The sequence below is a fragment of the Clostridium sp. KNHs216 genome, assembly GCF_006714885.1.
GTDB lineage: Bacteria > Bacillota > Clostridia > Oscillospirales > Acutalibacteraceae > Caproiciproducens.
Window position 1 is genome coordinate 1,285,740 of the sequence record NZ_VFMF01000001.1, and the last position, 24,356, is coordinate 1,310,095.

Below are 24,356 nucleotides of genomic sequence, written 5' to 3' on the forward strand. Positions count from 1 at the left end.
ATTCAGACCTCAGCTGCGTCTTTGGTAAACATCGGCAGATAAGAGGGTACCTTTTCTTTTTTCATAGCGACGGAAATTTCCCGGTAAATCGGGGGCCGGCTGATTTCCCGCACGGCGATGGACGGGGACTGAATCCCGTTCGCCACAATCGAAGGCAGAAAAGTAATCCCCTCCCCGCTGCTTACATAGCTGAGAAGCGACTCGGTGAGATCAAGCTCCAGCGCAAGATCGGGTACGACTCCCATTCGGCCGCACTCCCTGCGTATGGAAGCACGGATCGTGCACGGGTCCTTATAGAGCACAAGCTTTTCATGCAGGACGATATCCCTGAAGCTGATCTCCTCCCGATAATACAGGGGATGCGCCACGGGAAATACCGCATAAAGCGTCTCCGTCATGAGCGGGATCACGGCAATGTTCCGCTGCGGCTGCGCATCGGAAAGCAGCGCCATGTCGAACTTTCCGTTTTCGACGCCATTCACGAGTTCCCCGTTGGAAAAGCAGGTGTCGACGGTCACCTGATTTCGCCCGCCCGCTTTCAGCTTTTCCATATACCGGGGGAGAAAATAAGTCACAAGGTTTTCGAGCCCGCCGATACGCAGCTGAGGAACCTCTTCAAAACGCCTCACCAGGTCGACTGCCTGATCAAACTGATTCATTACGCCGCTCATTCTCTCATAGAGGAGCTTTCCCTGCGGAGTCGGCTTCACGCCGTCGTAGCTTCGGTTAAGCAGCCCGCAGCCAAGCCCCTTTTCAAGCTGCCGGAGCTGTTTTGAAAGCGACGGCTGTGAGATATAAAGGCGTTCGGAGGCCTTATTCAGGCTGCCGCAGCGGACGATTTCGAGGAAATATCGTATTTGTTCTAAACTGACCATCGTATTCCTTTCACGAGGTATGCGTTTCAGCTATACCCCATATGCGCAATGGCAATTAGGCAAACCCAAAAACATGGTTTATCCTAATATATAATGAAAAACAGATCATGATCCGTTCCCTTCGTCTGAATGGGTAACACGGCGAAAAAAGGAAGGCGGCATCAATAAAGGAGTAACCAGCATGTCTCAGACCAGTGAACCCGGTAAAACGACCGGATACGGTTTAGTCATTTTTGTCCTTTCCCTTACCACGCTGATGTCCGCAATCGACACCAATATCGTCAATATCGGGCTGCCAACCATCGGGAAAGCCCTGAACGCAAACTTTACAAGCCTTCAATGGGTCGTGCTCAGCTACCTGTTGGCCGTTACTGCGCTGATCGTCGGTATCGGGCGCATCGGCGATATTTTCGGTAAAAAAAGAATCTTTCTCTTCGGTATCGGACTGTTCACGCTGGCATCTCTGCTGTGCGGCACGTCCGGTTCCATTTACGAGCTGATCGTGTTCCGTGCCCTTCAGGGAATCGGCGGCTCGATTCTGATGGCGCTGTCCTTCGCCATCGCGGGCGACATGATTCCGAAAGAAAAAATCACCCAGGGCATGTCCATTCTTACCGTCATGCTCCCGACCGGTTTCGCCCTGGGCCCCTCTGTCGGAGGGCTTCTGATCGGTGTTTTCAGCTGGAGATCGGTCTTTTTTCTGAATGTGCCGATCGGCGTAGCCGCGTTCCTGTGCGCCCTGCGCTTCCCCACCCTCCCCGTTACGGAGAAGGTCAGAAAGCTCGATATACGGGGCCTGCTTGTCCTGACCGCCACGCTGGTCTGCTATGTGCTGGGCGTTACCCTCGCCGAAAATCAGGGGCTCAGCAAAAGCGTTCTCCTGCTCGGCGCCGGAGCCGCCGCGGGGATCGCCGTCTTCCTGTTCCTTGAAAAAAGGACGGACTTCCCGCTCGTCGACCTGAATATGTTTCGGAACTTTGTATTCAGCGCGAGCCTTGCAATCAGCGTGCTGATTTACACGACCACGACCGGGGCGGTTGTGATTTTCCCCTTTTACCTTCAACAGGCAAAGGGGCTTTCCACTTCCGTGTCGGGGGTCATGATGATGTCGGGCGCGGTCGGCTGCGCACTGCTGACACCGTTAGCGGCTGCCGCCGCAAAACGTTTCGGCGACTTTCCCGTCATGATTTTCGGGATAGCGGCCATGGGGGTAGGCTCTCTGCTGATGTCGACGGTCAGCCTTTCGACGGGCAACGTTACGTTTTCCATGATATGGTTTCTCTTTAACGGATGCCTTGCTTTTTTTCAGACGCCGAACAACGCCTCTATTATTTCGCACGCGAAGCCCGAACAGCGCGGACTGGCATCGGGCCTTCTCAATCTATCGCGTACCATCGGGCTGACTACCGGCGCAGCGGTGATCGGCGCCGTCTTCTATGCGTTCGCCAGCACGACGTCGATCGGCGGTGCAAGCCCCCAAAAGATTGCCTCCAGCATCCACAATACGTTTTTGGTCACAACGTGTATCCTGGCATGCGCGCTGCTGATCGGCCTGGTCGCACTGCGTCCCCCCAAAACGCCTGCGGCAGGGAATACAACCGATTGACCGCCCTCCGGCGATTGCCGAATAAGTTCATAACATACCACCAAACCCGGTGCAGATGAAATCCCCCAAAAGTCAGACAGTAGCGCATACTGAAAACAACTTTGGGGGTATTTTCATGCCAAAAGGGACTTCCGGACTGTATCAGAACGAATTTTCATAGATCAGACGGACGCCGCCTGCCGCATTGCAATTTCCGATACGGTATTTTCCGGTTCTTCATCCTCAGCCTGATTCTGGCCGGCCGCTTCCACCCTGAGCTTAAACTGTTCCGCAAGGGCTTTCATGATCTGGGCCTGTCCGGAAAGCTCCTCGCTTGCCGCCGCGCTTTCTTCCGCTGTCGCGGAATTCGTCTGAATAACGCTGGAAATCCGCTCCACGTCACGGTTCACCTGCTCAACCGCGTCCGACTGTCTCACGCTGGCTTTTGAAATGTGTCCTACAATTTCAGAAACAGCTTTTGTACTTTCCACCACATGAAGCAGATATTTCGCGGTTTCATCCGCGATGACGGTCCCATTCTTCACCTCGCCGATGGAGTTATGAATCAATGACGTTGTGTCCTTCGCCGCCTCGGCACTCTTGCCCGCAAGGTTCCGTACCTCATCCGCCACCACGGCGAAGCCCTTTCCGGCGCTTCCGGCCCGCGCGGCCTCTACCGCGGCGTTGAGTGCGAGAATATTTGTCTGAAAGGCGATGTCCTCAATGGTTTTGATGATTTTTTCGATTTGCTGAGAGGAATCGTGAATGCCGGAAATGGCTTGAACCATTTTCTGCATATGCTGATTGCATATTTCTATTTCAGAGTTCACGTCCTCCACATTGGCGCTGGCCTTTTCCGCATGCTCCGCGTTCTCTTTGACCTGCGCTGAAATTTCGGCAACCGCGGCGGACAGTCTTTCCACGGAATTCACCTGTTCCGTCGCGCCCTGTGCCAGCTCCTGAGCGCCGGAGGACAGCTGCTCGGAACCCCCTGCGACCTGCTGAGAGGCCTGCTGCATCTGAGTAATCGTATCGTTGATAAACAGGATGATCGCTTCGATCGATTTTTGCAGCTGGATAAAATCGCCCTTATACTCAAAACGGCGCGCCACGTTTAAATCTCCCTGTTCCACCTGGAGCAGTGTGGACTGAATATCCGTTATGTACTGATTCAGAGTTTCGATTGTTTCCGCAAACGCGTTTCCCAGCTGGCCGATTTCGTCCCTCGATTTTACCTTCACTCGAACTTTCAAGTCGCCTTCGGCCATTTTCCGTGCCGCGCTCAGCAGTTCAGAAACCGGCCTGCTGATTCCGCGCGAAATGAAGACTGCGATCAGGACGGACAGCAGAATGGAAATCAGAAGAATCGCGCTCATAATCACGTAAGCACGTTCCCCCTGCGCGGTCAGGCTTTTGGACAACTGATTTCCCGAATTCGTCTTTTCCGTAACCAAGGAATCGATGGCCGTGCGCAGTTCCAGAGAAAGCGGGGAACATTTCTGGAACATCATGATATAAGCATCCGTGTCTTTTCCGGAAATGGCCAGCTGAACCGTCTGATCCCGCGCAACCGTGTATTCCTGCAGATCGCCCATAATCGTATCATAGTAGCCCTGTTCTTTACTGCCGATAATCCCGGATTTCATTTTGGTAAGGTATTGTACCAGCTTTGCACTGGACTGGTCCAGCTCCTCTTTGCTTTTCAGCCTCTCGTTGACGCCCGGCTGAATAATTATATCCCTCATAATGACGTTGTTATTATTAAACTCGGTATTGAACAGGCCGATGTCGCCCTGCGCGAATCCATACTGAACCAGCGCGCCCGCATATTGCTGATTCATGGTTCTCATAATGATAAATCCTACTACACCGCTGAAGCTCGAAAGGAATGTAATCAAAACAAAGGATATTATCAGTTTTTTCCCGATTTTCATATTTTTTAACATGATCTTCCCCACCCTTTCCTCCATATAGAATTCAGAAAGAAGCTGCCACCGCAGGGCAGGCACCCTTTGGCGGACGTCTTCAGGGCTTCCCCCTGGCCTGAATGTACTGATCGATGGAGCGTGCGGCTTCCTTGCCGCCGCCCATGGCCAGAATCACGGTTGCGGCGCCGCTGACGGCGTCGCCCGCGGCGTAAACGCCCTCCCGGGTCGTCGCCATGGTCGCTTCATCCACAACGATACAGCCCTTCCTGTTCGCTTCCAGACCCTCGGTCGTAGAGCGGATAAGCGGGTTCGGCGAGTTGCCGATCGCCATGACCACACAGTCCACCGGAATCTCAAAGTTCGAACCCTCTTTGGGCACCGGCTTGCGTCTGCCGGAGGCGTCCGGCTCGCCAAGCTCCATCTCGATGCACTCGATCGACCTGACCCTGCCGTTTTCGTCGCCATGGATGGCAACGGGATTGCGCAGAAGGTTGAAAAGGATGCCCTCTTCCTTCGCGTGGTAGATTTCCTCTTTCCGCGCGGGCATCTGCTCTTCGGCGCGGCGGTACACAATATACACATTCTCCGCGCCCAGACGCTTGGCGGTCCTCGCGGCGTCCATCGCCACGTTGCCGCCGCCCACGACGGCGACGTTCTTCGGCCGGATGATCGGGGTGTCGTATTCGTCCAGATAGGCCTTCATCAGGTTTACCCTCGTCAGGAATTCATTGGCCGAGTAAGTCCCCACCAGCTCCTCGCCCGGAATATTCATAAAACTGGGCAGTCCGGCGCCGGTGCCGATGAATACGGCTTCATAGCCCATTTCAAACAGCTCGTCTACCGACAGCACCTTGCCCATGACCATATCGGTCCGGATGTCGACGCCCTTGTCCTTCAGGCCGTCGATTTCCTTCTGCACGATCTCCTTCGGCAGCCGGAACTGCGGGATGCCGTACATCAGTACGCCGCCCGCGGTATGCAGCGCCTCAAACACGGTAACGGAGTACCCCAGGGCCGCCAGATCTCCGGCGCAGGTCAGACCCGCGGGGCCCGCCCCGATCACGGCGACCTTGTGTCCGTTCGGCTTTTCCTCAAATGTCTCGGCTCCGCCGTGCTTCATGTGCCAGTCGGCCACGTAGCGCTCCAGCCGGCCGATTCCCACCGGCTCCCCTTTGATGCCGCGCACACATTTTTGCTCGCACTGGGATTCCTGCGGGCAGACCCTTCCGCAGACGGCGGGAAGGGAGTTCGTCGTCTTGATGATCCTGTACGCGTTTTCCATATCGCCGGAGGCGACGCAGCCGATAAACTCGGAAATGCGCACGCCGACCGGGCATCCGCCGACACACGGCTTGTTTTTGCAGTTCAGGCACCGTTTGGCCTCTTCCACGGCCATTTCTTCCGTATAGCCGAGCGAGACCTCTTCAAAGTTCTTGTTGCGCACATTGGGGTCCTGCTCCGGCATCGGCGTTTTTACTTTGGACATATTAGGCATTTTTCGCACCCTCCATCAAGCGGCAGTTGTATTCGCGCGTCGCTTCTTTTTCCGACTCAGAATAGGTTCTTGATCTTTTGATGGCCTCGTCAAAGTCCACCTCGTGGCCGTCGAAATCCGGACCGTCCACACAGGCGAATTTGGTCTTTCCGCCGACCGTCAGCCTGCATCCGCCGCACATGCCGGTCCCGTCGATCATAATGGGGTTCATGCTGATCAGCGTTTTGATGTTGTATTCCTTTGTCAGGTTGCAGACGGCGCGCATCATGACGAGCGGCCCGATGGCGATGACCAGGTCATACCCGGCGCCGTCCTCAATATTTTTACGCAGGGCGTCGGTCACAAAGCCCTTGTTGCCGTTGGAACCGTCGTCCGTGGTTAAAATCAGATGGTCGCTGACCGCCTTCATCTCGTCTTCCAGGATGATAATGTCTTTATTCCGGAACCCCGCGATCATGTCCACCTTCGCGCCCATGCCGTGCAGGGCCTTCGCCTGCGGGTACGCGATCGCGCAGCCGGCGCCGCCGCCGATCACCGCCACGTTTTTATAGCCCTCCAGCTCGGTCGCTTTTCCCAAAGGCCCGATGAAATCCAGAATCGCGTCGCCGACATTCAGCTGATCCAGCATCAGGGTCGTTTTTCCGACCTTCTGATAAATAATGGTAATGGTTCCCTTCTCGCGGTCGTAATCCGCTACCGTCAGAGGAATCCTTTCCCCGAATTCATTGACACGCAGAATAATGAACTGGCCGGCCTTCGCCTTTTTCGCAATATATGGCGCTTCTACCGCCATCAATGTCATTGAATCATTCAATATCCGCTTTCCCACAATCGTAAACATCGTTCTACCTCTTATTTAAAAATTTACGCCATGCGCGCAATCTGCAATCCGATGGATTTCGCGCATGGCGTCTCTTTTTATAAAAAATCAGGAAATTTTATTCGTACGGTTAAAAGGAGGATTGCCGCCGAGGACATTGACCACTTCCTCGGCCACTTTGCGCTGCAAGGTGGAAATCGCTTCTTCGCTGTACCACGCGCAGTGGGGCGTGGCGATGACGTTCTCCATCCTCAGCAGCTCGCTTTTCTGAGAGATCGGTTCGCTTTCAAAGACGTCCAGACCGGCTCCGGCGATTTTCCCTGATTTCAGCGCCTGAACCAGCGCCTGTTCGTCGATGACCGGCCCGCGGGCCGTATTGATCAGGAAGGCGGTCTTTTTCATGAGCGCGAAAGCCTTTTCATCAAACAGGTGTGTGGTGGAGTCCGTCAGCGGGCAATGGATGGAAATAAAATCGCTTTCCCTGCACAGGGTCTCAAAATCCACAAGCTCCGCGCCGCGTTCGCGGGCGGCTTCCGGCGTCATATACGGGTCAAAGGCCAGGATGCGCATGCCGAACCCGGACATTTTTTTCGCCACCAGCGAAGGAATCCGGCCCAGACCGACCAGCCCCAGCGTGGAACCGGCCAGACGGAAAAGCGGAACCGCGCTGGTGTAGCCCCAGTCGCCGCCGCGCAGCGCCTTTGTAATCACGGGCAGCTTTTTCGCCAGCGCCAGAAGCAGCGCGATCGCGTGGTTGGACACCTCGTCAACGCCGTAATCAGGAACATTGCAGACGTAAATCCCCTTTTCGGTCGCCGCCGCGGAATCAATGTTATTGACGCCGATACCGTATTTAATAATCATTTTGCAGTTCTGCATATGATCGATGATTTTCCTGGTGATAACCGCGTACTGGACAATGACCGCCTCCGCGTCCCGCACCGCGGCGATGATTTCTTCTTCCGTCTTTAAATGGCACGCCTGCAGCTGCGCGCCGGATTCCGTGATAATTTTTGTTTCCTGGTCAACATTTGGGTATTCAAAATCCGTGATAACAACCTTCATATTTATCCCTCTATTCTTAAAATCAAAGGATTCCGCTGAGCTCGGCTATGGCATAAGCGCCGAGAGCCGAAAGCGGCATTCCCTCTTCGCTGACAAAGTGCTCCACCTTTTCAAAATATCCGTCATGCTCCAAAATATCGGCAAAGGCGGTGCTGAAGGGCTCCTTTCCGCCCACGACGACCGTCGTGTCCCGGGTGACCTGAAGCGCGCCGGAATTTTTAATCGCCGTGATATCGTTTTGAAGCGCAACGCCGAAGATGAAATTCGCAACCTTTTCCTTATCCCCGGTCACGAACTGGTTCAGGATTCTGCCGGAAAAACAGGCGCGGCCGATTCCGCATTTCAGCGCCGTATCGTAGCCCAGAAGCATCATCTCTTTGTCATAGGTGCTTTTCTCCACAAACTTTCTTCCGACGGCGTCCGCTATGATGGTGTCGTTTGTGATGGACGCCAGCAGTTCGCCGGTAATCGTCGTAAGACAGCCCGTCATTTTCCCTTCGCCGTCAACGGAAACGAACTTTGTATGTGAGCCCGGAAGAATCAGCAGATAATTCCGTCCTCTCGGGTAATGGTCGATAATGGCGACGCCCTCCACCTCTTCCCCGCGCATAATGTCCATAGTTTCAAAATTTTCAAAGGTGATTCTCCCGCCGGAATTTTTCACACCCGGAATGAACCAGATCGGCACCGGGCAGACGTCTTCCAGCAAAACGGATTTTGTTGCTTTCGCAAGGTCTTCCTTGCCGGCGGGGACCACGACATGCGGAATTTCGACCAGCCCCACATTGGAAGTAATCATGCCGCTTGCGATGACGCGTCTTACGTCGTCATAGCGGATGTGATTTTCTGCGATTAATTTGTCCAGGCACTCCTTTACGGCCGCCTTCAATTTGCCGTTGTTGCCGTCGATGGCGGTGTTGCGGACCCCTACGGGGCTTTTTTTCTCATCCATCTTTTCGCGTTTTTCATTCCATAGAATGCAGCGCGTGTTGGTCGTACCGGTGTCGACGGTGATGATGTATTTTCCCATATGATTTTCCTCCGTTCTTTCTGTTAAAGAAGCCGCTTTCCGTATTGACACAACAGAAAGCGGCTTTCGGGCGAACCCTTTTGGGGCAGGGTTTCTAAAGTGCCGTTATTTTTTCAGGTACAGAGTGGTGGGGATTGGGATCATTTCGTCAACGCTTTCCCCGTTGATCAGCTTCAAGGCGGTTTCCACACCCGTATAGCCCAAGCCATGGTTGTTGGAATCCATGGTCAAAGCCAGCTGACCGTTATCGACCGCTTTTTTGGCGTCTTCAATCGCGTTGTTTCCGGAAATCAGGATTTTTCCTTCTTTGCCCGCCTGAGCAACCGCCTGTACAGCGCCCATGGCCATTTCGTCGTTAGCAGCAAAAATCGCTCTTACATTCGGATGCGCCTGCAGCAGATTCTGGGTCACCGTCATGGCTTTCGCGCGGTTCCAGTCCGCCGTCTGGGAAGCGACGACCTTGATTCCGCTGTACTTTTTAAAGGTATCGTTTGCGGCTTTGACCATGTCGACGGAGGTCTGGGCACCGGCTTTGCCTTCCAGAATCATGACCTCGCCGGTCTGGTCCATCATTGCGCTGAGCTTTTCTGAGATTTCAACGGCGCAGGTATAGGCATCAACACCGACGAAGGCCGCCATTTTGGCGCCGGAACTGGTGTCGATTTTCGTATTGATCGCAACCACGGGAATGTTGGCGGCGTTCGCTTTTTCCACGCCCGGAACAATTCCGGAGGAATCCGCCGGCGCAATCACGATGGCGTCCACGCCCTTGCTGATCGACTGCTCGATTTCGCTGATTTGCTCATCATTGTTTTCCGACTGTACGGGCGCAAGCGTCGTCAGGTTTACACCCGCTTTCTGAGCCGCTTCTTCAGCTCCCTCTTTTACCTCCACCCACATCGGGTTGGTCAGGTTTTTCAGGATCAGAACCACATTCTTTTTCCCGGTATTTTCCTTCGCCGAAGCTTGGGAAGAAGTTTCAGCAGGAGTGGAAGCGGCCACCCCGTCCTGTGAGCAGCCTGTGAACATTGCGCCAAGAACCATAGAAGCGATCAGTGCCAACGAAAGTGCTCTTTTCATACAAATCCTCTTTTCCATATTTACTGAATTATAAATTGGCCGAATATTTCGAGCCAAATTTATCAATAACAAGCGAAATAACGATGAATACTCCGAACACCGCATCCTGTAAAAGGGAAGAAACTCCGTTCAAATTCATGCCGTTTGCGATGAACACCATAATCAGAACGCCGAGAAGCGTGCGCTCAATGCCGCCCTTGCCCCCGGAGAAGGAGGTTCCTCCGATCAGGGTGGCGGCCATCATCTGCATGGTGAAATCGCTGCCGATCGTAGACTCTGCCGCGTTGAGCCTTGCAATGTACAAAAGCCCCGTAACAGCCGCCAGCAAGCCGTTAATGACATAGATGGAGAAGACGACCCCTCCGGTGTTGATGCCGGAGAGCCTTGTCGCATTGATGTTGCAGCCAATGGCATAAACGCTGCGTCCGTATGTAGTCTTCCGCAGTGCGAAGAAAAGCACGGCAAACAGCAGAAGGGAAACAATCAGGAGATTGGAGACAGGTCCGACACTACCCGTCGCGATCGAGCAGAAACCGGCGCTGAATCCGTAAAACAGGGTCCCGCTCATGAAAAGGTACGCCAGCCCCCGGACCACCATGTCCATGGTATAAGTTGCGATAAAAGGTTCCAGCCTTGCTTTGGTAATCAACATTCCGTTGACGGCCCCGACCAGAGCGCCGATGACAACGGCAGCCAGAATCCCCAAAAACACTTTGCCGTCTTTGATAAAATAGGCGGCGACGCAGGAGGACAGGGCAAGGTTTGAGGCGATGGAAAGGTCGATTCCTTTGGTCAGGATGGCAAGCGTCATGCCCATGCTGATGATGAGCATAAACGGCATCTGCTGCATGACCACATTGGAAATGTTATCCCAGGTAAGAAACTCTTTCGATGTAAGGGAAAGAATAATCAGAATGACGATTAAAATCACAAGCTGGGAGTATTTGAAAACAGCCGACAATACTTTTCGTTTCATTTATAGACCCTCCTCGTCGCCTGTATCTTTTTACGATGCTGATTGACCACGTCAATCAAAATGATGGCTACGATGATAAGGCCCATCAGGAACGTCTGATAATACGGAGAAAAGCCCACCAAATTCAGGCCGTTACGAATCATTCTCATCATAATGGCGCCGATAATGGTTCCCGTGATTTTTCCTTTTCCCCCTTCAAAGCTGGTACCGCCGATCAGAACGGCCGCGATAGCGTCGAATTCATATCCCTGACCGCCGATGGGGCTTGCCGAATTCGATTTGGCGGCAAGCATAATTCCGCTCAGGGAAGCGAGCAGTCCGGAAAGTACAAATACAAAGAAAAGATTTTTCCTGACGTTGACGCCGGCCAGCGAGGCGCATTGATAGGAACCGCCGATGGAGTAGATATTATAGCCGAATTTTGTCTTATTGCAAAGCAGGGTCATAACAAGACAAAGCAAAGCGGTAGCCCAGATGATAAAATAAATTCCAAGGATTTTTCCGTCGCCGATAAACCGGAAATCGGTTTTGAAACCGGCGATGGTATTTCCGTTCGACAGCTTGAGCGCCACTCCCTGACAGATTCCCATCATCGCATAGGTTACGACCCAGAAATCAAATTTCTCATAAGCAATCAGGGCCCCGTTAATCGAACCCACGGCCAGTCCCGTTACGATTCCGGCCAGCACAGCCACAAGAAGGCCCGTTCCAGCTTTCAGGCAGAGCGCCGTGACCACCCCGCTCAGGGACATCAGCGCACCCACGGACATGTCGATATATCCGGACAAAATACACAGGCTCATCCCCATGGAGACAAGGATCAGAAGCCCGCTGCTCTTTGCAAGATCCAGCAAATTGGAAACAGTGAAAAATCCCTGTGCAACCACGCTGAAGATAAGGCCGATCGCAAGCAGGCCGTACAGGATGCCGGGCAGCTTTGAAAAGGCAGTCTTGACTTTATTCACTCTCTATTCCTCCCTTTCCAATGGAATACGACAGTAAAAGCGCAGGAGTTGCATCTTCTTTTGAAAGCTCACCGGTAATTTCTCCCTCGCACATCACATAGATGCGGTCGGACATGCCCAGCAGTTCCATCTGATCCGATGAGATCATCAGGATGGCGTAGCCTTCCCCTACGAGCTGATTCATCAGCTCGTAGATCTCCGCTTTTGCTCCGACGTCGATTCCGCGGGTCGGTTCATCGAAAATCAGGACATTGCATCCGGTACAGAGCCATTTTCCCAGAACAACCTTTTGCTGGTTTCCGCCGGAAAGCGACTCGACCTTCTGTACGATGCCGGAGGACGCGATATGCAGGTCGGCGTGATATTTCTCCGCTGTCTTTCGTTCAACCTCTTTATTGACGATATGATTTTTAAAAAGCTTCCTGAGGCTGGCCTGCACAATATTGTTCTTGATCGGCTCCTGGACGACCAGCCCTTCGTTTTTTCTGTCCTCCGGAATCAGCACCAGACCGTTTTCCACCAGTTCCTTCGGGGAATGCCTTTTTACCTTTTTCCCGTTCAGCAGGATGGTTCCGCTGTCAATCGGGTCGTAGCCGAAAATAGCTTTGACCAGCTCCGTGCGTCCCGCGCCGACCAGTCCCGCAAGACCGACGATTTCGCCGCGGTGCAGGCTGATGTTCACGTTGCGGAAGCGCAGCCCGGTCAGATTTTCCGTCCGAAGCGCCTCCTCTCCGGGGGTATGATAAGTCCGGCTGTAAAGGTGGTCGATGGTTCTGCCGACCATCATGGAAATCAGGCGGCTCATGTCGGTTTCCCTGACATTGACGGTATCTATGTATTTTCCGTCGCGCATGACGGTGACGCGGTCCCCGATTTCAAAAATTTCTTCCATGCGGTGGGAGATATAGACGATGCTGATCCCGCTGTCACGCAGGCTGCGCACAATGGAAAACAGACGGTCAATCTCTTTCTGCGTCAGGCTGGAGGTGGGCTCGTCCATAATCAGAATTTTCGTCTGGATGGACAGCGCTTTGACGACCTCCACCATTTGCTGCTGCGCGATGCTCAGGTCCTTGATCATGGTTTTGGGATTCAGATCGATGTCCAGCTTCTGCAGCAGGGCGCTGCTGTCCGCGTACATTTTTTTCGTATCAACAGCGTTCAGCTTGTTTTTGACCGGCTCCCGCCCAAGAAAAATATTCTGGGCAATGTCGCGCTCGGTCAGCATGTTCAGCTCCTGATGGATGATGCTGATGCCGAGGGCCTGCGCCTCTTTGACCCCGTGGATTTCGACCGGTTCCCCCTCCAGGAAAATCTCTCCGCCGTCCTTTGGATACACGCCCGACAGAATTTTCATCAGAGTGGATTTTCCCGCGCCGTTTTCCCCCAGAAGCACATGGACTTCCCCTTTTTTCACTTCGAATCCAACATGGTCCAAAGCCTTCACACCGGGGAAATATTTGCAAATATCCTTCATTTGCAGGGCAATATCGGAATTGCTCAAGGTTCTCACCTCATTTCAAATGTGGGCCTAAGGTTTAATGACGACTTTCAGGGCATTCCCAACGCGGTTGATATAGGTATTCATGCCCTCATTGATCTGCTCCAGCGAGAACTCATGGGTCAGCAGCGGCTTGGTTTTAATACGGCCGCTTTCCATCAGGGGTACAATGCGGTCGAGCACATCCTCGCCCTCCGCCTTGCCGCCCGCCAGCTGTACGTTCCACTGTACGACCTTGTTCAGGTTCAAAGTCACCGGTTCGGAATAAATGCCGACAAACGCAACGCGGCCGCTCTTTTTGACAAGCTCCACGGCCTGTGCTCCGCCGCCGGTGCTGCCGGATGTTTCCACAACCATGTCGGCCATCACGCCGCCCGTCAGCTCGGAAATCGCCTGTACGGCATCCGTTTCCCGGCTGTTCACGGTAATATCCGCTCCGACCTCCTTCCCTGTCGCAAGGCGCGATTCGCGCGTGCCCACCAGAATGACCCTGCCGGCGCCCAGCACTTTGGCCAGCTGAACCGCCATCAGCCCGATTGGCCCCGGCCCGATGACGACAACCGTCTCGCCCGGCCAGATACCCCCGGCGCGCTGGATGCCATAGAGCGCGGTGCCCGCGGTTGTAAGCAGCGTGGCGTCTTCATAGGACAGCGTCTCTGAAAATTTGTGAATGCAGTTGATATGACATACGGCATATTCTGCGTATCCGCCATTTACGGTAAAGCCGTAATGGCGATGCCCTTCCTCCAGCTTTCCGTAATTCAGGCAGGTCGTGTATAAGCCGCGGATGCAGTTGACGCAGTGTCCGCAGCCCTTGTGCGGCTCCACTGCCACCCGGTCGCCCGCCCGGTAGCCGGTTACGCCGCTGCCGACCGCCGCGATCACGCCGGAAAACTCATGTCCGGGAATATACTCTCCCATGGGGGGACAGTTGGGCCAGCCATGCGCAACGATCTTCGGATCGGACCCACAGATCGCGCACGCTTTTACCTGAATCAATACCTCCTGTTCTCCGGGAGCGGGGACGTCCCGGTCGACTACCCGGAGGTCGTTATAATCATAAAGGACGGCAGCCCTCATTCTCTTTGGTAAAGACAAAAGATCACTCCTCCATTATAACCAGAATCCTTTTCCGGTTGTTTCTTCTTCATATATCCATATAAAATTGTTGGTTTTTTCTGTCTATAATTCCAATGTGATTTTCATTGCCTGATTCGCATCTACCGCCGTTTCAAAAGCCTGTGATGCGTTTTCCATTTTGAAGTGATGGCTGATCAGCCGGGCCGCTTCGGTTTCATTCTCATGGATAAACCGGATCACCTGCTCAAATTCGCCGGTTCCCCCAATGCTGCCCAGTACGGTCAGAGCCTTGGTGACAATCAGCTTCTGCGCGATCTCCACGCTGGCGATCATGCCCACACAGCCCAGCACCCCGCCCGGCTTCAGCAGGTTCAGCGCATTGGCAAAGACCGGGGCGACACCCGTGGTTTCGATGATCACGTCGTACCTTGCCTGACTGTATAGGGAAGCGTAATCGCTGCCGCCCTGTACTTTCAGCTCCTCCCGGGAGGGGATATTCGCCCCGAAGGATTTGGCCAGATCGGTACGGAAGGCAATCAGGTCGGAAAGGTCCACCTCTTCACAGCCGTACAGGCGTTTCAGGAGCAGCAGCGCGGCCTGTCCGATGGCTCCGCCGCCGTATACCAGAATTTTTTTGCCGCGCAGGCTGCCCGCGGCTCCCAGAACTTTTTCCAGCAGGTGCTTTGCCACGGAAATCGGTTCCGTCAGCGCCAGAAGGGCCAGATCGGCCTTCGCGTCCGCTTTGTATAAGTACTTCTGATTGCGTACGATGTATTCGGCGGAAGCGCCGTCGACGGTGATTCCGAACTTTTCGATGTGGGTGCACAGATTTTTATCCCTTCGGCAGGCTTCGCACTCCCCGCAGTAGCGGGAACAGTCGCCGGTGACCTTGTCCCCCGGCTTCAGGCCGGTGACACCTTTGCCGGTTTTTTCAACGATTCCGGACCATTCGTGACCGAAAAGCATCGGATAATTGTGGGGGCCGTTATAGGTTCCTTTATAAAGATGGATATCGGAACCGCAGAGACCGACATTCGTGACCCTGACCAAAACATCGTCGTCCGAAATGTCCGGGACCGCCCGTTCCTGTACCTGCATATCCATGGGATTGACCAGCACATAGGCTTTCATTGCAAAAACTCCTTCTGCGGTGTATTCCGGTGCCGGCGGAAAAACCGCCGGCCGAAATACAGCTGTGGTAATTTCAAAAAAAAGATCAATAGGCTGCGATGGTGTAGATATGCTTGCCGCCCTTCAGCGGACCGTCTATGTAAGCCTGAAGCTCCTCGTCGGTAAAGCGCTGGGTGACCTTGTTGGTATCGGGCAGCTTGCCGGCCGGCCATTTCTCAATAATGTCGTTGACCAGCTTCTCCAGATAATCCAGCAGCGCTTCCGTTCCCGGCATCGCCTTTTCCGCGCTTGCCAGCTGTGCGTTGCCTACGACGCCCTCCGGATTTCCGATGACTTCAATCGTACCGGCGCCCGCGTGCGCGTACCATTTGACCGCTCTGCCGTAAATATTGCCCGCGTTGTCGATATGCCCCGGAGGAAGGAAGGTGTGCAGGGTGGTGTTCTGGGCATCCTCCATGTGGAACATTTCGGGGAACAGTGCGAGGGAGAAGGAGGTTTCCTGCTCGTCGGCATGGTTGAACGGTGTTTCAAAACGGCACTTGGGATCGCCGACCTTGAGATACTCCGGAATGGCGTAGTACCAGTTGACATTCATGATTACGCCCGGCACCTGATACTTTCTCGCATACTGATGGATGGCCGTGGGAATGACGTATTCCTGTCCGTGACCGTTCAGAAGGATCTGCTTGCGGTAACCGGCGTTCCAGAAACCGGCGATGATCTGCGCAAGGTAATCGCAGAAGGTGTTTTCATTGATCGGGACCGTGCCGGGCATGCCCATATGGTGGTAAGGATGCGAACCGAACCAGACCGGCTGGGAAACCGTGCAGCCTGTTTTCTTCGCCACCTGCTCCGCCATACGCGTTACCAGGAAGGTGTCTTCCCCGTACGGCGCGCAGGCTCCGTGACACTCCGTAGAGCCGATCGGGATGATAATGAGGTCATTCTTCTTTAAACGTTCCTCACTCTGCTTCATGGTCATGTTCTGAAAATAAATCGGTTCCTCGGAATCCATATATCCGGCGACCTTTACGGTCTGGGGGTATGGGATCTCCCACTTCTTACTCATTTTTTCCGTCTCCTTTATAAAATATTGTATGGTCACTGTTGGTTTACAGCGATATGCGGATTAACAGAAGTCCTGAATCGCCTTTATAAAATCCTGCGCCGTTTTCGTAAGATAGGCGAAATCTCCGGCGGCGATGTGCTTGAGAGAGACCAGATTTCCGCCCACGCTGACCCCGCACACACCCGCGCGCAGAAACAGCGCGGCATTTGTGAGGTCCACCCCGCCTACGGCTGTAAACGGAATGTGCCCCAGCGGGCCTCTGATCGCTTTTATGTAATCCGGGCCGAGCAGCCCGGCGGGGAAGAGCTTTACAATGTCCGCACCCGCGCGGTAAGCGGCTACCGCTTCCGAAGGGGTGAAGGCGCCCGGAATGGAAATTTTTCCGATCGCTTTGGTCCGGCGGATAACCTTTTCATCCGTGTTGGGAGAAATCATATATTCGGCGCCGGCCTCCGCCGCCGCGTTCACCTGTTCTTCCGTCAGCACGGTTCCGGCTCCCAGAAAAATCCGGTCCCCGAAGGTTTCTTTTACAAGCTTTATGGAACGGAAGGTTTCCTGCACGGTTTCACCGCTGGTCTGGTCGATGGCGATTTCCAGGCAGGGGATGCCTCCGGCTCCCAGTGCCCCCGCCGTTTCCACGATCTGCCCGGACTTTACGCCACGGACAATGGCGATGAGCTTTCGTTTCTTGATTTCCTGTAAGATTTGAGCGGTGTCCATATCGGTTCTCCTTTTCGCGGGGATCGGCGTTTATCTGGAAAGGTACCCGCCGTCAATGGGGATTACTGCGCCGGTCACGTAATCGGAGGCCCGGGAAGCCAGAAAAACAACGGTTCCTTTTAAGTCGTCCGGGGTGCCCCAGCGCCCGGCGGGAATACGCAGCGTAATTTCATGATTGCGGACCGGATCGTTGATAATGGCGGTATTCAGCGCGGTGTCCATGTAGCCGGGAGCAATGGCGTTCACATTGATTCCCTTTGACGCCCATTCGTTGGAAAACGCTTTGGTGAGCTGTGCCACCGCCCCCTTTGAAGCGGCGTAGGGCGAGCAGGTGTAACCGCCGAAAAAGCTGAGCATGGAAGCGACGTTGATGATTTTCCCCGTTCCGTTTGGGATCATTGCTTTCGCTGCCAGCTGGCTCATTTCAAACACCGCCGTAATGTTCAATTCGATCAGGCGGTCCCATTTGTCCAGCGGGATTTCTTCCGCAGGGCCGCGGACCTGCACCCCCGCATTATTCACCAGGATGTCAAGGCCGCCGAGCTTCTGGACAGCGCTGCCGAATCCGCGTTTCAGGTCCTCCCGATCCATCAGATCCGCCTGCACTCCGTAAAATGTAAGCCCGCCCGCCGACATGGCAGCGGCGATCTTTTCCGTTTCGTCGATTCTGTCCATAATGGCAACCGCCGCTCCGGCTTCGGCAAGACCCTGTGCAATTTTCTGGCCCAGTCCCGCAGCCGCACCCGTAACAATCGCTTTTTTACCGTGCAGATCAAATAAATCCAAACTGCTTCCTCCTTTATCAGTCGCTTCAACATCGAATGGGTTTTACCCTTTCCCCGGCCTTCAGCCAGGGCCATTTCCGTCAGGTAAAACAGTTTGCTTCGAGAAGGAGCCCCCTTAATTATTGAATACTAACATAGCGCCTAAGGAATTCCAGTAATATTCATTTGGTATACCAACAACGCTATCATAGCATGTAGGCCTGTTTATTTCAATACTTTTTAAAAAATTTGTGCAATTCTACTGTTTCCATCGGCTAAATTACACAGATCTGACAATTTTTTCAAAATAACTCTTTGACCTTTTTTTATAATTATGATATGATAAATCAAAAGGAATACCACAGATATTCACTTGGTATATGTTTTATGTTATGACTTTGACAGCAGCAAAACAGAGCACAATTTTTCAGACTAAACATGTCAGAATGTAATTCCTACAGCGATTCCATTTCAGTTTGCGTGACAAAACACGTTTCTCCCCCGTCTTCGGCGGGGGAGAAACGCAAACTTGTTGCAGAATCAACTGGAAATGCTGTAAGAGATGGGATTTACTTTTGAAATAAAAAATTAGAAAAACAGGGGATCACAATGAATATCATGCAAATCAATTCAGCAGAACAATCAAAGAAGAAGCAAATTTATGAATATTTAAAACAGGAGATCATTTTCAATCGCCTGGAGCCGGGTACCGTGCTGGTTGAAAGACAGATCTGCAATGCGCTGAACGTCAGCCGGACCCCGGTAAGAGAGGCCATTCAGCAGCTGGTTTCCGAAGGCCTGGCCACAAACCTTACCAATAAGGGAAGCGTGATTTCCACGATCACTTACGAAAATATTGCGTGCGTCTATGAGGTTCGCGAATATCTGGAGGGGCTGGCCGCACGGCTGAGCGCACAGCGGATTTCCGAAACCGGGATAAAAGAGCTCCACGACTATCTTCTGGTAATGGAACGGAATCTGGAAGTGAATAATCATAACGATCTTTTCGCTGCGGATTACAATTTTCACGAATGCATTATAAAAAGCGCCAATAACGATATCCTTTTAGCGACCTGGAAAAACCTTCAGAGCCAGGTGCTCCGAATCACCAGACTGATTGATAAAAACGCCGCCGGCATTATGAATTCCCATAAGCTGCACACTCAGATATTTGAATCCATCGAAGGACACGATTGTAACGCCGCGGAGTCTTTTATGCGTGAGCATATCCGGAACAGCAAAATCAATCAGCTGAAATTGTTTGCGCCGAACATTGTGGATTCCACTATTTGATCTTCTCATGTCGATAGAAAATTTTAGGCCATGCTCCCTCCGGACAAACGGCGTGGTCTGAAAGGCCGCGCCTTTTCCTTTGCCAAAGGTCACTGATTTAGCTGTTCTCACTAAATCGGGAAATATTATTTTATGCATGATTTTTATAATATTTAGAAGTATGCGGTTGCATTTGGGCAAAAAATAGAATATAATAGCCACATTGGTATACCAAAGGAATTCTAATAGTATTTTATTGATGCTAAAAGAAAGGGATGGCTACATAATGAAAGAAATTAAACCGCTTACTCCTGAACAAGAAGAGCAACTGATGGAAAATAGAGAGAATTTCCGTTATCAAAAAGTATTCCTTACCGATGGAAAGAACTACCCCCTTCCCCACCTGGAGGGTGCCATCAGAGAAATCCTGGTAGATAAAGATACCATGGGAGCGGAGGACCTTACCGTCGGGTTATGCATTTATCAGCCCGGATCGTATCATGAAAAGCACGCGCACAGCGAATGTGAGGAAATTATGTATTGCATTTCGGGCAAATGCGTCGGCGGGATCGGCGACCACGAGAGCATCGATATGCCGGGAGATATTCTTTTCATTCCGCGCGGGGCGACACATTGGTTTTACAATCCCTACAACGAGCCGGAAATTCATCTTTTCGCTTACACCCGCCCCAATCTGAAGACAGCGGGATATTCGGTGGAATCCGAAGGATATAAGGAGATCGGTTCCGAAGTAGAAAGCGGCCTGGAATCATCTTCAAAATAATCAGATGAAAAACCACGGATAACGGATACACCGGAATGTTCTATGAAAAAAAGATTCAATGAATACCGCCTGCTACAGCCCCTTTTACGGCCACTACCAAAGCCGGGAAAATTTGCTTTCTATTGGCCAGCCCTACGCCGGGCTTATAAGGAAAACCGGGGGATTGTCGGCTTTTTCCCTTAAAACCGGTCCCTTGACAGAACGAAAATATTATGAAAACAGCCGCTCCCGTATGATACGGAAGCGGCTTCTTTGATGCGTGTTTGCAAAGTCCTCAGGCAATATCATCCTTTAATCCGGCTGAAATTCATCCGCACGCTCCGCCGGTCGATCCGCGGTAACGGACCCGGCTTCAATCAAACGGAAACGGTCCACAAGTTTTTTAAGCTCCCTTGCCTGTCCGGAAAGCTCCTCGCTGGCCGCCGCGCTTTCTTCCGCTGTCGCGGAATTCGTCTGCACGACGTTGGAAATGTTGTCAATTCCCCTTTTGATCTGGCCGACTGCATCCGACTGATAACTGGATGCCTGCGATATTTTCTCAACCGCGTCAAAAACAACATTTGTTGCGTTGACCACCTGAAACAGCGATTCCGCCGTCTGATTTGCAATCACGGTTCCGTTTTCAATCTGCTGAACCGACTTTTCTATCAGGGAAGTAATGTTTTTTGCCGCCTCTGCGCTCTTGCCCGCCAGATTTCTCACCTCGTCGGCAACTACGGCAAAGCCCTTTCCTGCGGCGCCTGCCCTTGCGGCCTCGACCGCAGCGTTCAATGCAAGAATATTGGTCTGGAAAGCGATATCGTCAATGACCCGGATAATTTTTCCGATTTGACCCGACGAATCGCTGATCTGCGAGATTGCTTCCATCATTTCGCTCATATGGCGGCTGCTGGAATCAATTTCGCAACGGACTTGGGAAACGTTCTGACCGGCATTCGCGGTGTGTTCGGCATTGCTTTTCACCTGTTCGGAAATTGCAGCAACGGACGACGCCAGCCGTTCCACCTCTTCCGCCTGTTCGGCGGCTCCCTGCGCCATGGACTGCGCGCCGTCGGAGACCTGGTTGGAACCGCTCAACACCTGTTCCGAAGCCTGATTGATTTCGGACAGAGTATGGTGAAAAGACTGGTCGATGTGAAAGATCGAATTCTGAAGCGCAATAAAGTCCCCTTTATATTCCACAGAGCAGAAGATGTTCAGGTCCCCTTCCGCCATTTTGGCAAGGTTGGCCGATATGTCCGTAATATACATTCGAATGGATTCGATCGTTTCGGAAAAGGAAGCAGCAAGCTGTCCTATTTCATTGCCGGAATCGACGCTGACCTGCACGCTCAGATCCCCCTGCGCCAGTCTTTGCGCAGCCTCCGCCATCTTTTTTACCGGTCTGCCGATGCTGCGTGAGATACGCAGCGCAATGACTGTGGAAATGGCCAGAGAAACAAGAACGACGGCAAGGATTCCCCATGTGGCCGCCGTACCCTTTGACGAGAGGTCCGCGGCAATCCGGTTGCCGGACACTGTTTTTTCATTGATCAGCGCGCTGGTCGCGGTCTTAATATTTTCAGACAGCGTCTCCCCCTGGGACTTTAAAAGAGTCTGGGCCTCCATTGTTTTGTCTTGCTCGGCAAATGCCACCACCTGGCTGCTCACCGTTTTATACTGTTCTAAATTATCTTTAATGTTATTATAGTACCCTTTCTCTTTTTCGTTTGTCATCCTTTTTTCCATGTTTGAGAAATAGGTATCAATCTTCTGAATGGAGTCGGAAAGCTGATTCAGATAAATATTCCGGGTACCGGTGTCGGTCGAAGAAATCACGGAATTGATAATGGTTCGGCTGTCGTTGAATTCCGTATTGAAAAGGCCGATATCCCCCTGGGCAAACCCGTAGTCGATCAAAGCGCCGCTGTAGCGGGTATTCATATCCGTCATTCTGACAAGCCCTGCTACTCCCGCAGTGCTGGAAATCACTGTCACCAATACAAAGGTCAATATTAATTGATTGCCTATTTTCATATTTTTGAACATGATTGCATCTCTTTTCAGATAATTTTGATACTGCGAAGCAAGGGTCGATGTTCGCCATCATCGCTGCGGGATAGAATAGGAGCAGACCGATATAGAAAGCCACTTCAAAGATTTATCCTTTCGCTCAAAACAGAAAGGGCCATTGCGGGATTCTCCGGGGACGGCCTTGTTATTCCTGATGAACCGCAAGACGATTGGAGAATACCCGCAATGACCGGAGGAGATGGGTAGGAGATATGTATATGACTAAAGAAAAAGGCATTATGAATGAAAAAACTGAAATGCAGACAGAAAGACGATTTTCCAATAGCCTCCGTTCCGAAAGCTACGCTTCCTCCAGCAGCCATGTGTGCGCCGGATCAAAGATGCGGTCCGTCCACGGGTCCCCGTCAAAATGGCGGATCATCCATACATAATACATGGGATAGCCGGGCGCGTTCACTTGCGGATGGGTCAACCCTCCGGGGATGGCGCAGAAGCTGCCGTCCTTGATTCTGCAGACCTCGTCGCCAATAAAGCATGCGCCGAAGCCCTGCGGTTTTTGAAAGCGGTAGTAGTACACCTCCGGCTGAGGATGATGGTGCGGAGGATAGCTGGACCAGCCCCCTTGCGGCACAAGAATTTCGCCCATGACCATATTGGAATAGGGCGCTGTGTGGTAATCGAAAAAAGTGCGGACCGTCCGCTGCGCTTTTCCTTCAAACTGGTCCTGTCCGAAGGTTTCTTCCCCACAGTTGTCCGGCGTATACAGAATACTTTCAAAGACTTTGTCATTGGGTGTGGACTGTACCAGAATCTCACTTTCCGCGCCGGCGGTCACGGTTACGGGCACATCCCTGCACACGTGCAGGCAGGTGGCCCCTTCCGTAAAGAAATCCCCCCGCCGCGCAGTCGCGGAACGCCCCTCCCAGCTGTACTTGACATCCCCCTGGATCAGCAGCAGGGCCATTTCCTCTTCCCGGGGTGAGAAGGTCACGGACTTCCCCTTTTCCATACGGTATACCGTAATATTCATCATCATATTTTCAAAAGGGCCGTGGATTCCTGTGAGAACTTTTTCGCCCCCCGCATCAAACCCGGGGCAGCCAAAAATTTGATTCATATCGAGCCTCCATTAAAATAACGACTGCAAATTAAAATTGAATTTCGGACAGCTTGACCGGACGATGCTCCTTTACGGACTTCGCTGCGGCCTTTGCGATCAGAACAGCCTGCAGGCCGTCGTTCACTGTGACCGCCACCGGCGTATCGTTTAAAACAGATTCCGTAAATTGTGTCACTTCCGTCGCAAAGGATTCCATGTACCGCTCAAGGAAGAAATAGAGCGGTTTTTCACCCGTTATGCCGTCGGAGGTGCTGACGACCGCGCTGGAGGGAAGATCGTTGGAAACTGCCGCCTGCCCTTTGGAGCCGAACACCTCCGCACGCTGATCGTAGCCGTACACCGCTTTGCGGGAATTGTCGATCACCGCCAGCGCGCCGTTTGCCAGCTTCATGGTAATAATCGCCGTATCCACATCGCCCGCTTCCCCGATTCCGGGATCAACCAGAACCGCGGAGTTTGCGTAAATTTCTTCCACGTCGCTTCCGGTCAGATAGCGTACCATATCAAAATCATGGATGGTCATATCCAGGAAGATACCGCCGGACACCTTCACGTATTCGATCGGGGGTGAGTCCGGATCGCGGGAGGTGATTTTCACGATGTGGACATCTCCGATTTTCCCGCTCTCCACGATTTCCCTGACAGCATGAAAATTGTGGTCAAACCTGCGGTTGAAGCCCACCTGGTATTTTAAATGGGAATGTTCCAGCTCCTTCATGACCGACTTGATTTCCGACAGCTCCCGCGAAATCGGTTTTTCACAGAAGACGTGCTTGCCCGCCCGGATCGCTTCAATGGAAATCGGCGCGTGCGTCTGTGTGGAAGAGCAGATCATGACCGCATCAATGGCAGGATCTTTTAAAATATCGTGATAATCATCATATGTCGGGATTCCCATTTCCCTTGCCCATTTTCTGGAATCGTCGGTCCAGTACGGGTCCGCCATAGCAGCGACCCTTGCATTTTTCACATGATAGGTAATGCTCTCCCCGTGGACTTTTCCAATTCGTCCCGCGCCAATAATACCGGTGTTTAACATATTGATTTCTCCTCCTGTAAAATTTGTAAGATAAAACAGCAGAG

21 protein-coding genes are annotated in these 24,356 nt (G+C 52.6%); 3 read left to right on the plus strand and 18 right to left on the minus strand.

Going from position 1 to position 24,356, the window contains the following annotated elements; all coding sequences use genetic code 11:
* Nucleotides 1–2: 2 nt before the first annotated feature.
* Nucleotides 3–875, minus strand: coding sequence for a LysR family transcriptional regulator (locus LY85_RS06165; RefSeq protein ID WP_141825911.1), 873 nt, complete (start codon nt 873–875; stop codon nt 3–5).
* A 181-nt stretch (nt 876–1,056) separates the two neighbouring features.
* Here LY85_RS06165 and LY85_RS06170 point away from each other — a divergent pair, with 181 nt between their 5' ends.
* Nucleotides 1,057–2,481: an MFS transporter gene (locus LY85_RS06170; RefSeq protein WP_141825912.1), complete on the plus strand. Its 1,425-nt coding sequence runs from the start codon at nt 1,057–1,059 to the stop codon at nt 2,479–2,481.
* A 161-nt stretch (nt 2,482–2,642) separates the two neighbouring features.
* Here the strand turns inward: LY85_RS06170 and LY85_RS06175 are convergent, their stop codons facing one another.
* The 14 genes from LY85_RS06175 to LY85_RS06240 form a co-directional block, all read right to left on the minus strand.
* Entirely contained in the window at nt 2,643–4,406 is a 1,764-nt protein-coding gene (locus LY85_RS06175) for a methyl-accepting chemotaxis protein (protein ID WP_185741128.1), read from the minus strand.
* Nucleotides 4,407–4,485: 79 nt separating this feature from the next.
* Nucleotides 4,486–5,883 (minus strand): NADPH-dependent glutamate synthase, encoded by a 1,398-nt coding sequence (gltA, locus tag LY85_RS06180; RefSeq protein WP_141825914.1) that lies wholly within the window; start codon nt 5,881–5,883, stop codon nt 4,486–4,488.
* On the minus strand, nt 5,876–6,724 hold the full coding sequence (locus LY85_RS06185) for a sulfide/dihydroorotate dehydrogenase-like FAD/NAD-binding protein (protein ID WP_141825915.1): 849 nt from the start codon (nt 6,722–6,724) through the stop codon (nt 5,876–5,878). The genes gltA and LY85_RS06185 overlap by 8 nt, the downstream gene beginning before the upstream one ends.
* Nucleotides 6,725–6,811: 87 nt before the next feature.
* A complete protein-coding gene (locus tag LY85_RS06190) occupies nt 6,812–7,768 on the minus strand; it encodes a C-terminal binding protein (protein ID WP_141825916.1) in 957 nt (318 codons plus the stop codon).
* A 22-nt stretch (nt 7,769–7,790) separates the two neighbouring features.
* Nucleotides 7,791–8,798, minus strand: a complete 1,008-nt coding sequence (locus LY85_RS06195) for a 2-dehydro-3-deoxygalactonokinase (protein WP_141825917.1) — start codon at nt 8,796–8,798, stop codon at nt 7,791–7,793.
* Nucleotides 8,799–8,903: 105 nt separating this feature from the next.
* Nucleotides 8,904–9,878 carry a sugar ABC transporter substrate-binding protein gene (locus LY85_RS06200; protein WP_185741129.1) on the minus strand — a complete coding sequence of 325 codons (975 nt, stop codon included), beginning with the start codon at nt 9,876–9,878 and terminating at the stop codon, nt 8,904–8,906.
* Between the two features lie 28 nt (nt 9,879–9,906).
* Nucleotides 9,907–10,854 (minus strand): ABC transporter permease, encoded by a 948-nt coding sequence (locus LY85_RS06205; RefSeq protein WP_141825919.1) that lies wholly within the window; start codon nt 10,852–10,854, stop codon nt 9,907–9,909.
* The gene (locus LY85_RS06210; RefSeq protein WP_141825920.1) at nt 10,851–11,819 is read right to left on the minus strand and encodes an ABC transporter permease; all 969 of its coding nucleotides are present in this window, start codon (nt 11,817–11,819) and stop codon (nt 10,851–10,853) included. The genes LY85_RS06205 and LY85_RS06210 overlap by 4 nt, the downstream gene beginning before the upstream one ends.
* Nucleotides 11,812–13,323: a sugar ABC transporter ATP-binding protein gene (locus LY85_RS06215; RefSeq protein ID WP_347562414.1), complete on the minus strand. Its 1,512-nt coding sequence runs from the start codon at nt 13,321–13,323 to the stop codon at nt 11,812–11,814. Before LY85_RS06215 ends, LY85_RS06210 begins: the two co-directional genes overlap by 8 nt.
* 27 nt (nt 13,324–13,350) lie before the next feature.
* The gene (locus LY85_RS06220; protein ID WP_141825921.1) at nt 13,351–14,418 is read right to left on the minus strand and encodes an alcohol dehydrogenase catalytic domain-containing protein; all 1,068 of its coding nucleotides are present in this window, start codon (nt 14,416–14,418) and stop codon (nt 13,351–13,353) included.
* Nucleotides 14,419–14,502: 84 nt separating this feature from the next.
* Nucleotides 14,503–15,531, minus strand: a complete 1,029-nt coding sequence (locus LY85_RS06225) for an alcohol dehydrogenase catalytic domain-containing protein (protein WP_141825922.1) — start codon at nt 15,529–15,531, stop codon at nt 14,503–14,505.
* Nucleotides 15,532–15,616: 85 nt separating this feature from the next.
* Nucleotides 15,617–16,600 carry a 3-dehydro-scyllo-inosose hydrolase gene (gene iolN, locus LY85_RS06230; RefSeq protein WP_038325354.1) on the minus strand — a complete coding sequence of 328 codons (984 nt, stop codon included), beginning with the start codon at nt 16,598–16,600 and terminating at the stop codon, nt 15,617–15,619.
* Nucleotides 16,601–16,660: 60 nt separating this feature from the next.
* Nucleotides 16,661–17,320, minus strand: coding sequence for a bifunctional 4-hydroxy-2-oxoglutarate aldolase/2-dehydro-3-deoxy-phosphogluconate aldolase (locus tag LY85_RS06235; RefSeq protein WP_141825923.1), 660 nt, complete (start codon nt 17,318–17,320; stop codon nt 16,661–16,663).
* A 30-nt stretch (nt 17,321–17,350) separates the two neighbouring features.
* On the minus strand, nt 17,351–18,106 hold the full coding sequence (locus tag LY85_RS06240) for an SDR family oxidoreductase (RefSeq protein WP_141825924.1): 756 nt from the start codon (nt 18,104–18,106) through the stop codon (nt 17,351–17,353).
* A 587-nt stretch (nt 18,107–18,693) separates the two neighbouring features.
* Between LY85_RS06240 and LY85_RS06245 the strand changes: the two genes are divergently transcribed.
* Both LY85_RS06245 and LY85_RS06250 read left to right on the plus strand, forming a co-directional pair.
* Nucleotides 18,694–19,377: a GntR family transcriptional regulator gene (locus LY85_RS06245; protein ID WP_141825925.1), complete on the plus strand. Its 684-nt coding sequence runs from the start codon at nt 18,694–18,696 to the stop codon at nt 19,375–19,377.
* Nucleotides 19,378–19,642: 265 nt separating this feature from the next.
* Nucleotides 19,643–20,140 carry a cupin domain-containing protein gene (locus LY85_RS06250; RefSeq protein WP_243122497.1) on the plus strand — a complete coding sequence of 166 codons (498 nt, stop codon included), beginning with the start codon at nt 19,643–19,645 and terminating at the stop codon, nt 20,138–20,140.
* 291 nt (nt 20,141–20,431) lie between these two features.
* Here LY85_RS06250 and LY85_RS06255 read toward each other — a convergent pair whose 3' ends face one another.
* The 3 genes from LY85_RS06255 to iolG all read right to left on the minus strand — a co-directional run bounded on the left by LY85_RS06255 (nt 20,432) and on the right by iolG (nt 24,312).
* Nucleotides 20,432–22,168 (minus strand): methyl-accepting chemotaxis protein, encoded by a 1,737-nt coding sequence (locus LY85_RS06255; protein ID WP_141825926.1) that lies wholly within the window; start codon nt 22,166–22,168, stop codon nt 20,432–20,434.
* Nucleotides 22,169–22,493: 325 nt separating this feature from the next.
* The gene (locus LY85_RS06260; protein ID WP_141825927.1) at nt 22,494–23,270 is read right to left on the minus strand and encodes a 5-deoxy-glucuronate isomerase; all 777 of its coding nucleotides are present in this window, start codon (nt 23,268–23,270) and stop codon (nt 22,494–22,496) included.
* A 31-nt stretch (nt 23,271–23,301) separates the two neighbouring features.
* Entirely contained in the window at nt 23,302–24,312 is a 1,011-nt protein-coding gene (gene iolG / locus LY85_RS06265) for an inositol 2-dehydrogenase (protein ID WP_141825928.1), read from the minus strand.
* Nucleotides 24,313–24,356: the final 44 nt, after the last annotated feature.

Excerpts from the sequence above, each read along its gene's own strand:
- LY85_RS06225 (WP_141825922.1), bottom strand. The coding sequence starts at position 15,531 with ATGAAAGCCTATGTGCTGGTCAATCCCATGGATATGCAGGTACAGGAA.
- iolN (WP_038325354.1), bottom strand. The coding sequence starts at position 16,600 with ATGAGTAAGAAGTGGGAGATCCCATACCCCCAGACCGTAAAGGTCGCC.
- LY85_RS06205 (WP_141825919.1), bottom strand. The coding sequence starts at position 10,854 with ATGAAACGAAAAGTATTGTCGGCTGTTTTCAAATACTCCCAGCTTGTG.
- LY85_RS06165 (WP_141825911.1), bottom strand. The coding sequence starts at position 875 with ATGGTCAGTTTAGAACAAATACGATATTTCCTCGAAATCGTCCGCTGC.
- LY85_RS06250 (WP_243122497.1), top strand. The coding sequence starts at position 19,643 with ATGAAAGAAATTAAACCGCTTACTCCTGAACAAGAAGAGCAACTGATG.
- LY85_RS06175 (WP_185741128.1), bottom strand. The coding sequence starts at position 4,406 with ATGTTAAAAAATATGAAAATCGGGAAAAAACTGATAATATCCTTTGTT.
- LY85_RS06185 (WP_141825915.1), bottom strand. The coding sequence starts at position 6,724 with ATGTTTACGATTGTGGGAAAGCGGATATTGAATGATTCAATGACATTG.
- LY85_RS06235 (WP_141825923.1), bottom strand. The coding sequence starts at position 17,320 with ATGGACACCGCTCAAATCTTACAGGAAATCAAGAAACGAAAGCTCATC.
- iolG (WP_141825928.1), bottom strand. The coding sequence starts at position 24,312 with ATGTTAAACACCGGTATTATTGGCGCGGGACGAATTGGAAAAGTCCAC.
- LY85_RS06255 (WP_141825926.1), bottom strand. The coding sequence starts at position 22,168 with ATGTTCAAAAATATGAAAATAGGCAATCAATTAATATTGACCTTTGTA.
- gltA (WP_141825914.1), bottom strand. The coding sequence starts at position 5,883 with ATGCCTAATATGTCCAAAGTAAAAACGCCGATGCCGGAGCAGGACCCC.
- LY85_RS06195 (WP_141825917.1), bottom strand. The coding sequence starts at position 8,798 with ATGGGAAAATACATCATCACCGTCGACACCGGTACGACCAACACGCGC.
- LY85_RS06200 (WP_185741129.1), bottom strand. The coding sequence starts at position 9,878 with ATGAAAAGAGCACTTTCGTTGGCACTGATCGCTTCTATGGTTCTTGGC.
- LY85_RS06170 (WP_141825912.1), top strand. The coding sequence starts at position 1,057 with ATGTCTCAGACCAGTGAACCCGGTAAAACGACCGGATACGGTTTAGTC.
- LY85_RS06190 (WP_141825916.1), bottom strand. The coding sequence starts at position 7,768 with ATGAAGGTTGTTATCACGGATTTTGAATACCCAAATGTTGACCAGGAA.
- LY85_RS06260 (WP_141825927.1), bottom strand. The coding sequence starts at position 23,270 with ATGAATCAAATTTTTGGCTGCCCCGGGTTTGATGCGGGGGGCGAAAAA.
- LY85_RS06245 (WP_141825925.1), top strand. The coding sequence starts at position 18,694 with ATGAATATCATGCAAATCAATTCAGCAGAACAATCAAAGAAGAAGCAA.